12 protein-coding genes and 3 pseudogenes are annotated in these 11,836 nt (G+C 47.1%); 10 read left to right on the top strand and 5 right to left on the bottom strand.

All coding sequences use genetic code 11. The features are described 5' to 3' along the window. The first annotated feature begins 44 nt into the window (after positions 1–44). From NDI42_RS14620 to NDI42_RS14610, 3 genes are all read left to right on the top strand, one after another. Entirely contained in the window at positions 45–950 is a 906-nt protein-coding gene (locus NDI42_RS14620; protein ID WP_190451014.1) for an SDR family NAD(P)-dependent oxidoreductase, read from the top strand. A gap of 161 nt (positions 951–1,111) precedes the next feature. Then, positions 1,112–2,359, top strand: coding sequence for an ATP-grasp domain-containing protein (locus NDI42_RS14615; RefSeq protein ID WP_190451012.1), 1,248 nt, complete (start codon positions 1,112–1,114; stop codon positions 2,357–2,359). Further along, complete coding sequence (locus tag NDI42_RS14610; protein ID WP_190450983.1) at positions 2,356–3,267, top strand: succinate--CoA ligase subunit alpha; 912 nt, start codon at positions 2,356–2,358, stop codon at positions 3,265–3,267. Before NDI42_RS14615 ends, NDI42_RS14610 begins: the two co-directional genes overlap by 4 nt. Before the next feature lie 164 nt (positions 3,268–3,431). Here NDI42_RS14610 and NDI42_RS14605 read toward each other — a convergent pair whose 3' ends face one another. Continuing rightward, the gene (locus NDI42_RS14605) at positions 3,432–4,814 is read right to left on the bottom strand and encodes a serine/threonine protein kinase (protein WP_190450981.1); all 1,383 of its coding nucleotides are present in this window, start codon (positions 4,812–4,814) and stop codon (positions 3,432–3,434) included. Between the two features lie 432 nt (positions 4,815–5,246). Between NDI42_RS14605 and hisC the strand changes: the two genes are divergently transcribed. From hisC to NDI42_RS14590, 3 genes are all read left to right on the top strand, one after another. Continuing rightward, positions 5,247–6,296, top strand: coding sequence for a histidinol-phosphate transaminase (gene hisC / locus NDI42_RS14600; protein WP_190450979.1), 1,050 nt, complete (start codon positions 5,247–5,249; stop codon positions 6,294–6,296). Positions 6,297–6,470: 174 nt separating this feature from the next. Next, positions 6,471–7,130: a hypothetical protein gene (locus NDI42_RS14595; protein WP_190450978.1), complete on the top strand. Its 660-nt coding sequence runs from the start codon at positions 6,471–6,473 to the stop codon at positions 7,128–7,130. Positions 7,131–7,262: 132 nt separating this feature from the next. Further along, positions 7,263–7,394, top strand: coding sequence for a hypothetical protein (locus NDI42_RS14590; RefSeq protein WP_277876787.1), 132 nt, complete (start codon positions 7,263–7,265; stop codon positions 7,392–7,394). Positions 7,395–7,442: 48 nt separating this feature from the next. On the opposite strand, the gene NDI42_RS14585 is transcribed toward NDI42_RS14590, so the two are convergent. Beyond that, positions 7,443–7,679, bottom strand: a complete 237-nt coding sequence (locus NDI42_RS14585; protein WP_190450977.1) for a hypothetical protein — start codon at positions 7,677–7,679, stop codon at positions 7,443–7,445. Positions 7,680–7,827: 148 nt separating this feature from the next. Here NDI42_RS14585 and NDI42_RS14580 point away from each other — a divergent pair, with 148 nt between their 5' ends. After that, positions 7,828–8,109: a hypothetical protein gene (locus NDI42_RS14580; protein ID WP_199310923.1), complete on the top strand. Its 282-nt coding sequence runs from the start codon at positions 7,828–7,830 to the stop codon at positions 8,107–8,109. Positions 8,110–8,255: 146 nt separating this feature from the next. Continuing rightward, positions 8,256–8,405 (top strand): annotated as a pseudogene (locus NDI42_RS14575) (IS982 family transposase); the annotation flags it as partial. Positions 8,406–8,419: 14 nt separating this feature from the next. Here the strand turns inward: NDI42_RS14575 and NDI42_RS14570 are convergent. From NDI42_RS14570 to NDI42_RS14560, 3 genes and pseudogenes are all read right to left on the bottom strand, one after another. After that, positions 8,420–8,666 (bottom strand): annotated as a pseudogene (locus NDI42_RS14570) (transposase); the annotation flags it as partial. A 12-nt stretch (positions 8,667–8,678) separates the two neighbouring features. Further along, positions 8,679–9,559: pseudogene (locus tag NDI42_RS14565) on the bottom strand (IS982 family transposase). An 89-nt stretch (positions 9,560–9,648) separates the two neighbouring features. Beyond that, positions 9,649–10,185 carry a PadR family transcriptional regulator gene (locus NDI42_RS14560; protein WP_190450975.1) on the bottom strand — a complete coding sequence of 179 codons (537 nt, stop codon included), beginning with the start codon at positions 10,183–10,185 and terminating at the stop codon, positions 9,649–9,651. A gap of 269 nt (positions 10,186–10,454) precedes the next feature. On the opposite strand from NDI42_RS14560, the gene NDI42_RS14555 reads away from it, so the two are divergent. Beyond that, the gene (locus tag NDI42_RS14555) at positions 10,455–11,348 is read left to right on the top strand and encodes a pirin family protein (protein ID WP_190450974.1); all 894 of its coding nucleotides are present in this window, start codon (positions 10,455–10,457) and stop codon (positions 11,346–11,348) included. Further along, positions 11,338–11,751, top strand: coding sequence for a hypothetical protein (locus NDI42_RS14550; protein ID WP_199301606.1), 414 nt, complete (start codon positions 11,338–11,340; stop codon positions 11,749–11,751). The genes NDI42_RS14555 and NDI42_RS14550 overlap by 11 nt, the downstream gene beginning before the upstream one ends. Positions 11,752–11,836: the final 85 nt, after the last annotated feature.

The raw sequence follows: 11,836 nt of genomic DNA, 5'->3' as shown, positions 1-11,836 counted from the left end.
CAACTTTCCCACCTTCCAACCTTCCAACAGACTATCAACTACCTATGAAAACCTATACACCGCTATCTGAACAAGTTATCTTGATTACGGGAGCCTCCACGGGAATTGGTGCTGCTCTAGCGAACTATCTAGCCTCCCAGTTTTTGGGAATACGGTTAGTGCTGGCAGCTCGAAATCAGGAGAAACTGGAGAATGTTGCTACCTACTGCCGCAAAGCTGGTGCAGATGTCCTGGTAGTTCCAACAGATATAGCTGTCTGTGAGCAGGGTAAAGCCTTAGCTAATAAAGCTGTTGAGCATTTTGGGCGAGTTGATGCTTTAGTTAATAATGCTGGTTACGGACAGATGGGGCCAGTAGAGTTAATCCCCACTGAGGCGGTACAGCGGCAGTTTCAAGTAAACTTACTAGGCCCCTTGGCTTTGATTCAAGCTTTAGTTCCAGTGATGCGCGACCAAGGAGGAGGAAGAATTATTAATATTAGTTCTCTGGGAGGACGGCTGGCGTTTCCTTTTGGGGGTTTGTATAGCTCCTCAAAATTTGCTTTGGAAGGACTCAGCGACGCTCTCAGGATGGAATTAGATCCATTTAATATCAAAGTCAGCGTTATTGAGCCTGGGCCAGTTACTACAGACTTTTTCGCCGTCGCCGCCCAAAGGGTGGAGCAAGCTGTAAAAAATCCTCAAGATACGCCTTATCGTGCTGCCTTTAATCGATTAGAAGGACTGGAGGAACGAACCAGTTCTCGTGCTTGGACTTCCGAACGGGTGGCACAGGTAATTGTGCGATCGCTCACAGACCGCAACCCCCGTCCGCGCTATATTGCCGCTACAGGTGGGGATATCTTGCTGTTTTTAATGAACAAAGTTTTACCCACCAGAGCTGTTGATGCTTTCTGGAAGCGTTTCTACGGCATTAATGAAGTCGCCAAAGACTGGCAAAACAGGGGTTAGGGGCTGGGAACTGGGGATTGGGGACTGGGGGCTGGGGACTAGGTATTGGAGACAAGGGACTGGGTAAGATTCCTTCCAATTCCCAATTTCCCAATTCCCAATTTCCCAATTCCCAATCCCCAATCCCTAATCCCCAATTCCCAATCCTCAATCCCCAACTTATGGATTTATTAGAATACCAAGCTAAAGAATTATTTCGCGAAATGGGCATTCCAGTTTTGCCCTCGCAACGCATCGACCATACGAGAGATTTGAAAAGGTTACAGATTCCCTATCCGGTCGTCCTAAAATCTCAAGTGCGTGCTGGTGGACGGGGTAGAGTTGGGGGTGTGCGATTTGCAGAAAATACCATAGATGCGATCGCAGCTGCTCAAGCAATTTTTAATCTGCCAATTCTGGGTGAGTATCCCCAAGTATTGCTGGCAGAAGCAAAATATGATGTCACCCGTGAATTCTATCTGGCAGTAACACTAGACTATAACGCTCGTCGCCCAGTGCTGTTAGGTTCCTCTCAGGGAGGAATGAATGTGGAAGCAGTGATGGAGCAAATGCAGCAAGTTATAGTCGAGGAGGAATTTTCCCCTTTCTATGCCCGCCGTCTCGCGGTGAAAATGGGACTCAAAGGTAATCTTATCGGATCGGTCAGCTGCATTTTAGAAAAAATGTACCAGCTGTTTGTCCAAAAAGACTTGGATGGATTGGAAATCAATCCTCTGGGTGTTAGTGCCACAGGTGAAGTGATGGCGCTGGATGGCAAAATTACTGTTAACGATGCTGCTTTCAACCGTCACCCGGATCTGGCAATGCTGGCAGCAGAAATGCCAGAGTCAGAGATGACTAAAGAAACGCCGCTAGAAACTTACAATAATACTTCTCAATCAAGTCTCAACTGGGTAAATCGAGACGGCAACATTGGGATTCTCTGCAATGGTAGCGATTTAGCGATCGCAATGGCCGATTTAGTAACTCGCGCTGGCGGTTCGCCTCGTTTATGCCTGAGTGTGAGTGAAGAGGCAAGTGGAGATTTAAGTGCAGCATCTCGCGGCGAAAAGCTTGAACAAGAGTTGGAGCGCTTTGTTCAAAATAAGAATATCAAAGTTTTACTGGTGAATATTGTCGGTAGTGCCGCAGTTAATGAAGAAGTAGCTTCATCAATTGTCAACTACCTGCAACGAAAAGTTAACGATATTCCAGAAGTTCCCTCGCAGGCAACTCGCCGCTTTCGCCCCCGTGGAAGCGATCGCAGATACGATCAAAAAAGTCTTCCCCAGTTTATCGTCCGCCTGCTTGGGGGAGAAATTGATTATTCAAGCGAGCATTTCGCCTCAATGCCTGTAAACTGGATCGATAACCTGGAGGATGCGATCGCTCAAGCCGTCTCTCTAGCAAAGTCCACTGCTAAAACATGAATGTAACGCCAGACAATAAAATCCTGGTACAGGGCATCTCGGAAGAACAAGGTTCAATCTACGCCGCTCGGATGAAATCCTATGGTACAAATATAGTCGCCGGAACGAGCGCCGGACATGGTGGGCAGCTGTTGCACGGCATACCAGTTTTTGACCTGGTAGAACAGGCAATCGTGGAAGTCGGTGCGATTGACACTAGCATTATTTTTGTACCAGCTTATCAGGTGTTAGATGCAGCACTAGAAGCGATCGCTTCTGGCATCCGACAAATTATTCTCATCACTGGTGGTATCCCTCCCCTGGACATGGTAAAACTGCTGAGAAAGGCAGAAGCTACCAAAACCCTCGTCCTGGGTTCCGGCTCTTCAGGCATCATTGTTCCAGGGAAAATTTTACTAGGCACTCACGAAAGTAAATTTTATACCCCCGGTAACATCGGTATCATTGGTCGCACCGGAACTCTGGCCTACGAAGTTGCTTGGGAATTGACACAAGCAAGTCTTGGTCAGTCGGTTGCTGTTAGTATTGGCAGCGATCCAATTGTTGGATCTTCGGTTGTCCAGTGGTTGCAAATTTTGGCTGCGGATAAAAACACTAAGGCAATTGTTTTAGTCAATCATATCGGTGTACCCTGTGAAGAAACGGCTGCTAAATACATTGTTGAGGAACTTGACAAACCAGTAGTTGCTTACCTTGCAGGTCGTAAATCTCAAAAGAAACTAATAGGTCACGCGAATGCTATTAGTCTTCGGCATCGGGAAATGATGTTCGCCTCTCAGCGAGATGGACTAGCATCTGAACTAACCCCCGAAGAGCGCCAAATTGCCGCTTTTAAGCAAGCCAAAATCCCCATAGCAGACAGTCCTTCTCAAATTCCAGACTTGGTGAAAAAGGCACTCAAAAAGTAATGTCGTCAAAACGGCATCTTTGCTCGTAAAGGTAGGGGGTTGTGCAAATTGCGGATGCTCAAAATGAAGTTCCCTGGCGCACAAATGTAACCAACTTGCAACTGCACTCCCTCCTACCATTCATCCTTCACCTCTATGAATGCGATCGCGCTAACTGAACAGCATTAGCGTAAATCCAGCCAGTATTGGATCGCATTAGCTAACCAGCTACATTCATCCCTACTCATTCCTTCAGGTAAGAAATATTCTCTACGGTTGGTCTGGATCGTGACTACCCTTTTCTCTTTTCCATTCCGAACCGTTTTCATCGTGTGGAACACATCTTCAATGTCCGCCGTTGAACCGCGTATCCTCATCCTAGTGAAGCCGAAACGGTGTTGGTAGATGGAGAACTGTGATCGATTAAACTGTACAAAGGTTGGCAAGAATTCCCAAGAAACGCTTCCGCTAATGGTGATAACAATTAGGAGAAAAAAGAGAATATATCTAAATTCAATAGGGATTACCGCAATAGAATATGTCACAATTGGGACAAAGGCAATCAGAGCGATCGCAATCGGAATTAACATTAAAAGATTCCAGAGGCTTGCGCCAGGAATCGTAATCAACAGTTCATCAGCAGTTTGATTCAATTCAATTTGGCTATTGTATGGAGGTGTTAGCGATCGCTCCTTAGATGGTTCAAGTTCGCTGTGTTGGGAAGTAGAACGCGATCGCGCCGCTGACTTATCATCTGAGGAAATGCGGCTATCAGCACGCAATGCCTCTAACGCCTGTCGAGCAGTCTGAAACCGTTTTGCTACATCAGGTTCGGCAAGCTTGTCAATCCACTGCACAAAGCGGGGAGTCAGACTTACCCGATCGGCAAACTGAATGCGGAGGTCTTTCTGAGGCAACTCAGATGGAGAAATGCCAGTTAGCAAGTGGATCAGCGTCGCACCCAAAGCATATAAGTCAGAAGCAGCCACCGCCCGTCCGCTAAACTGTTCGATTGGCGCATAGCCGTAAGTACCAACGACCGTAAAAGTGGCTCCTTCCCTTGCTGCTCGGTCTTGTACCGCACCAAAATCAACCAGATAGATGCGATCGCCTTCGCCGCAGATCAAGTTACTGGGCTTAATATCGCGGTGCAGGACGGGTGGGCTGAGTTCATGTAGATAAGTCAGTACATGGAGGATGTCAGCCGCAATCTGGCGTACCTGTTGTTCCGTATAGCGTTTGCCTTGAGCCAGCAATTGCTTGAGGGAGGAACCGGGGATGTAATCTTGCACTAGCCCAAACCAGAGCAGGCGATCGTCAACTGAGAACGAATCCCGGTATTTGGGAATTTGGGGATGAGCTAGTTGTCGGAGTACCTGCGCTTCCCGCTCAAATAATTTCACGTCGTCCCATTGCACCTCATCGCCAAACGCCAATAACTTCACTACGACAGGTTCAGCATTTGGTACAGATATATCCTCTGCCAGCCAGGTTTGTCGCCCAGCAGTTTGTCCTAGTTTTTGCTTGAGTTGGTAACGATTGTGAATTACTTGTTCTGGTTGAAGCATGAGGGTGTTTGCGCCAGCGTCTCTAAATCAGAATCTTGGGAATGAGAGCTTAATTACAGAGTCTTTCAGCAACATCTCACCCTACAGCCGATTGTATTGCTGGTGCGAGGAGTTTGCAAAGAGCAATTTATAAAGATTGCTATCTTGTTCTGGGTGATTCCCCAAAAGGTTGATTAATAAAGCTTCCAAAGGTCTTGTTATGCGGCCAGTAATTATCAATCTGATGGGGCTTGGAGAAAGGAACCAAAATCCCCTAGCCTGAATAAATATGCAGATTTTATAGAAGGTGCCAGATGCGCGATCGCCAGAAGAATACTATCGACATTGATGAGGGAACCGTTGTTCTGATTGTGTTTGCCTTTATAGTCTTACCGCTTGTGTTAGCTGGTTTCTGCTTCCAATAATTCATTTTTTCTAGACGCAACACAGTCCATGACTACCTACTTCCGCCCCAGTGTTGAGGCGATGACTGGCTATGTTCCCGGCGAACAGCCCAAGCCTGGGACAAATATCATCAAACTGAACACCAACGAAAATCCCTATCCGCCTTCACCAGATGCGATCGCAGTTCTGCGAAACCTGGATAGTGAATGGCTGCGACGTTACCCAGATCCTTACGCCAACGAGTTTCGCCTTGCGATCGCTAGTGCGTTGGAGGTTCCGCTTGAGTGGATTATTGTTAGCAATGGCAGCGATGAATTGCTGAATGTTGTGGTGCGTGCTTGTGCGGAGTTGGGGCGCAAGGTCGTCTATCCGATGCCGACTTATGTACTGTATCGGACATTGACGGATATCCAGCCTGCGGAGCGTGTCGAAATTCCCTATGGGGAAGATTATCGTTTGCCAATTGAAGAATTGGTGGCGGTAAACGGTGCGGTGACGTTTATTGCAACGCCCAATAGTCCATCAGGGCATATTGTTCGCATTGACGAGATTCGACAGTTGGCGGCGAGGTTGTCTGGCGTTTTAGTTGTTGATGAGGCTTACGTTGATTTTGCTTGCGAAACGGCGTTGCCCTTGGTGAAGGAATTTGAGAATGTTATTGTAATCCGCACGTTATCTAAAGGTTATTCTCTGGCAGGGTTGCGGCTGGGTTTTGGGATTGCAAATCCAAAGCTTTTGAGTGGCTTATTTAAGGTTAAAGATAGCTACAACATTGACGCGATCGCTTGTTTTGTTGGCGCGGCGGCGATGCGCGATCAAGCTTATAAAAATGAGTGTGCCGAAAAGGTGAAGCGATCGCGGACAACTCTAGGGGTGGCTCTCAAGCAATTGGGATTCCGGTTGTGGGATTCTCAAGCTAATTTCTTTTTGACACAACCCCCCAAAGGCAATGCAGAGCAAATTTATCTGGCGCTAAAGGAACGGGGAATTTTGGTGCGCTACTTCAAGCAGCCTGGTTTAGAGGATAAGCTTCGCATTACTGTCGGTACTGATGAGCAAAATCAGATACTTGTTGAGGCGTTGATTCATTTGATGTAAACGAGATACCCGACTTCTCGAAGAAGTCGGGTATCTTAAAGTGAGCGGTTTAATCTTTCTGTGAGTTACGCTGTGCTAATAACTGGAAAATTGGTTGGCGTTGCAAGTGCGATCGCATCAATCTATCTTCCCCGCAGTTAAAATCAAAAACTAGGAATATTTATTAGCCTTGTTATGTTCGATCAGCAAGAATTCTATGCTTTGGAAGAAGGCGAACCCCCACGCTTGGCAATTTCCTGGGGATTTTTTAGTCGAGAGATTGTAATTCGCTTAGATGGTGAGGAAATTGGCAGGATTCCCAGAGCTAAACTTAGAAAAGCACATGAATTTGTTCTAAAGAACGGTTCGCGGTTAAAGATTAAGCAGATTCCAAGTTTCAAAATATTGGGAATGGGGTTTCAGCCATACCTACACCTGAGTTTGGATGGGCGGGATTTACCGGGGTTGATACCTAACCCCCAACAACGTTTATCGACCGCTAATGGCTGGATTCTTGGGGTGGGGTCGGCAAAGTTGATTTTAGCGATATTTATGCCAGTTAAAGCGATCGCGCTCCCGCAGACGTTACAATTTCGGGAGTTTGTAGAGTGGCAGCAAGGCTTTACCGGGTCTATGATCACTGGCTTAATTTTGCTGGGGCTTTTTGTTGTACCTAAGCATTTCACAAAGCAAGTATTGACTGCTGCACTAATAATTATTGTGGGAAACCTTATTTTAGAGTTTAGCTGCGTGTGGGTTTGCACCACTCGTACTGGCAATATTGCAGCATTGGAGGGGCTTGCTGCTTTATCTATTTATCAAGCTTTAAAAACACAAAGTCGCTCTCATCGTTGAAGGTCACAAGTTTCAATCTGGAGAGCCGATCCCTGCACCCCGCCCCTGATAAACTATGGAGCGGCTTACGCAGATGGACTTTGAATGATTCTCACTAATAAACGCTAGAAAGAACTCAAAGAGCAAGCATAATTGCAAGTTATCTGTGAGCGATCGCATCCTCAAGCAAACAGAGCGATCGCATCCGTGCTAAATTTTCGTTCCACGTGGGCATCAGTGCGATCGCTCATACTAAAATTCAGACATACGCATCTGTTGAAGTAGTCCCACGTCTAGAGCAAGAACTTAAGGAAGTTGTCTGTGAGCGATCGCTTATCTGACTGTTACATTCAACGTCAAATCGCTCATACCCCAAACTTCAAAGAACTCACGAAATAACACTTCACTAGCTGATGCCATATCTCCATCCGGATCAATGATTCCACCCTCAAGCAACCTCCCTCCCTCGGTTTCCAAATTCAATCGCAATTCGCCATCATCACTCTTGTGAAGAATCAGGCGACCCCTTGCCAAAACTTGCCCCGCACGACTACTAATTACACATCGCATTATTTAAGTTCCCCCTGCTTTAAACAACAATAATTCATCATGATGCCAGGATATGCGCGGCGATATAGCAACGCCATGTTCCGTTGCTAAGGGAAATGATGTTCCGATCGCAATGATACGATGAAGGCGGCTGCCTACCGCACGCTAGGTGGATACGTGCGATCACACTCTACTGAATAGGTATCGAACCTTCATCCCCGGCATCGCTCCACCTCCAGTACAATCTGAACCTGCGTGGTGGTTCGCATTTGTCGGCAATAAGCTGTTGGTTCGACTAGAAGGGACACTCAGCACAATTCCCAATCTTATCAGTTTGGGAGAGATTGGCTTGATACCTGTGCGATCGCAATTTCTCGGCACCCTGGACGATAAACCTTGTTACTCGGCGGAACTGCCAAAAGATGCGGTGATAGCCTTCTTTGCTGACTGAAGGGAAGTACCAGATGTAGCGCTTTATCCCAGGTCAGCATGACGATTTCCTCTTACTTTAACGTGAGTTCGGGATAAGGATTGAGACAAGAAAGGGGCAAACCCGATAGGCTGAAAATGCAAAAACTTCATGCCCTGTTTGCCCTCATGCTTAGTCTAGAAGAACTGTTCTGCTTTGTAGATGATTTGTGCAAAACCTTTGAGCCGCAATGGAAGCAGCAGCTTTTGGGATTTGGCTTGCACTTTCGCAATCGACCACTTAGTTTGAGTTTGAGTGAAATTATGACGATTCTAATTAACGTGAGTTCGGGTTAAGCTGGAACCAAGAGATTGTAGTCAATTGCGATCGACGGTTTCTTTGGCTGATGGCAGTAGGCAATTCCCTCCAGCCAAAATGTTGACAAAACAATTGACCGGAGAACGATGCCAAGAATGCTCGATTTGAGAAATGTTTTTCAACCGGTCGATGATACTTTCAATAATCGAGCGCTTTGTGAGCATCAGACGGTCATTGAGCGACATCAATCGCTGTTTCATGTTGCGCTTGAGCTTAGTCAACGTGAGTTCGGGTTAAGCGGAGGGGAGGAAATTATGGTCAAGCGCAATGGACGCTTTCTTCGGTTGGTGACAATAAGCAATTAAGCCACAGACCACGTTGACCAGGCAGTTGACCGGGGAACGGTGACGAGAATGCTCAATCTGAGAAATGTTTTTGAGCTGGTCAATCACCGTCTCGATGATCGCCCGTTTACGGAGCATGAGGCGGTCGCTCAACGCCATCAAGCGATTCTTCATGTTGCGCCGTAGCTTCGTGATCAGTTGCACACCTGTAGTTTCCAACAATACATGAGCCAACTTCTGAGAAACATAGCCCTTGTCAGCAAACACCTTACCAAATAGCTGTTGCAACAGTTTAGGCATAGGAGTGCGGTCGTCAATATTCCCTGGGGTGAAGGTGAAGCCCGTGCAACTCGCCTTTGTCATTAACCAGCAGGTGTACCTTAAACCCAAAGAACCAATCTACCGAGGTTTTGCCTCGTGCTGCCAAGTTCTTGAATACTTTGTGTTGGTTGATGCGACGGTTATGGCAGACTTTGAGGCTGGTGGAATCGAGAAAACTAATGCCGCTACATCTGCCAAAACAAGAGTGCAAGTAGGCACACAACGGTAACAGGGTGCTGGGTATACACAAGGGCGAACCGTCCATAACTAACTAACCCTGGAAAAGCTGAGTGCCACTGGGCTTGCACCTTTTCGGTGTAGTAGGCTTTGAAATTGCGATAGGAGGATTGATGGAAGGCAATCAGGATGCTCATCATTTCGCTTAAGCACAAGCTGCGTCGCCGATTGCGGTGCAATACTCCATTACAAAGCAACTGGTTTTGCCAGATCGGTTCAAACTGTTGGCAGAAATCATCGACGGAGCAGAAGAGGTCTTCTAGACTAAGCATGGGACGAGTATAGGTGGCTTGGAACTTCAACACTTTCAGCCTACCTGCTCGTCCTTTCCTTATCCCGAACTCACGTTACATTAAAAAGTTCACTGCTGACGAATTACATCAATGGCACTCTTGAGCGAATCAATATAAGTTTGTTCTCTTCCCATTACCAGCTCCAGCACCAGGCGTTGCATAATCTGTTCGCGACTAGCAGCTTCGTCGCCCAGAGTTGGTAAATCAATATTCTCACACTCAGCCAGCTTTTCGCGACGTGCAGCTAGCTGCTCTTCTAGCAGATGAATAATCGCATCATTTGATAGCTGTCCGGCGAAATACATTTGAATAAGTAACGGTTCTCTTACCGTTGCCAAAGGCTGAGGACATTGAAGCCACCGGATTAACTCAGCTAGTCCTGCCTCTGTCAAACTGTAAACTTTGCGATTGGGGCGATCGCTCTGAATTTCTACAGTACAGGTAATCCAACCTTGCTCAACCAGTTTATCGAGGGTTCTGTAGATTTGTGCTTGGTCTGCGGGCCACAAGTGAGCAATACATCCATCGAAGCAGCCTGTTTTCAGGTCATAACCCGTCCTCTCTTGTTGCTGAAGTAAACCCAGAATTGCGTGTGCCAGAGACATAGACGGTTTTCCGAAGAATGAAGTAGTGGAAGCTCTATTGCTTACTTATGATCTTATGCTAATATATGAGTAATCACATATAGGAGCAATCAAAGTAAACGAAATGAATGATGTGCTCCGACAAAGAACCTAAAGGCATCAGCTTCTTGCCGTCCGGGGTTTATGACCCAATTTAGATAGACTTTCATACTCTGCAAGTGCTGGTTATCCGCATATTCTTCGCCAGGGTTCTTATTAAACTGAAAACTAAGGCATCAAGGAGACAGTTGATGACGACTCAAATACGAACGATGCGAACGGTTGCAGGCATCATTAACAGTGTCGAAACCCTGGAGGGTGAAGGGATGCTTGTGCGTCGCCCATTCCCCAAAAGCGCCTTTTCCCACTTCGACCCCTTCCTCCTCCTTGATGAATTAGGGCCGGTTGATATTGAGCCGGGTCAAGCAAAAGGAGCGCCGGATCATCCCCATCGAGGCTTTGAGACGGTTTCCTATGTCCTTGAGGGGCGCTTGGAACACAAAGATTCACAGGGTCATGCAGGACAGTTGGGTTCCGGTGATGTGCAGTGGATGACAGCAGGAGCGGGTGTTGTGCATTCGGAAATGCCAGAGCGAGAATTTGCTCGGACTGGCGGACGGCTTCACGGACTGCAACTTTGGGTCAATCTGCCTCGGCGGGACAAGATGATGAAGCCTCGTTATCAGGAAATCTCGGCGGAGCAAATTCCCACGGCTCAGACTGATGATGGCTTGGTAACGGTAAAAGCGATCGCTGGAGAAGCGCTGGGAGTGAAGTCAGCGATCGCAACGCAGACTCCGATAATGTACCTGCACTTCACCCTCCAACCAGGCGGAACAGTGGTTCAGCCTGTGCCAAAAGAATACAATGCCTTTACATACGTGCTAGATGGAGAAGGTTTGTTTGGTGCAGACAAGGAACGTGCAGGAGATGGACAGATGGTGTTGTTTGCACAAGATGGTGAGGAAGTAGCAATTTCAAATCCATCAAATGCGCGATCGCCATTGGATGTGCTGCTCATTGCTGGCGTCCCGCTAAACGAGCCAGTTGTCCGCTACGGGCCATTCGTGATGAATACCGAAGCAGAAATTGTTCAAGCGATTGAAGATTATCGTAATGGGAGGATGGGTTCAATTGACTTCTAACACACTTTTACAACGAATACATCAACATCAATATCTGCGCGATCTGCGGAATAAATTGCTGCACCTCCACCGGATGTTGCTTGACACAGAACGCATCACTTACGAACAGGTGCGCGGACGAGTCTCGAACACGGAACTTCTTCAACTCGTCATTGAGCATGAACAATTTGCTTGGCTGCATCGCATTTCTGAGCTGGTTGTGCAGATTGATGAAATGCTCCAAGCTGATGAACCCGTATCGCTGGAGGATGTCCAGAATTTGATTGGATATGCTCGCACGCTGCTAACTCCCTCAGAGGTAGGCAATGGGTTTGCCAGGAAATACTACAACGCTTTCCAGCGGGAACCTGGTGTTGTGTTGGCACACGCAGCCGTATCAGAGCTTCTTGCATCTGATAAATAAGGCTAAGTGAAGGAAAAGCACCGCAATTTACCTTGCGGTGCTTTTCTATGGGTACGGAAATCTTTGATAGTCCTTTAGTGCAAGC

Source organism: Funiculus sociatus GB2-C1, assembly GCF_039962115.1.
Classification (GTDB): domain Bacteria; phylum Cyanobacteriota; class Cyanobacteriia; order Cyanobacteriales; family FACHB-T130; genus Funiculus; species Funiculus sociatus.
The sequence above is the reverse complement of the archived record's forward strand: the minus strand, read 5'-3'. Positions and strand labels throughout refer to the sequence as shown.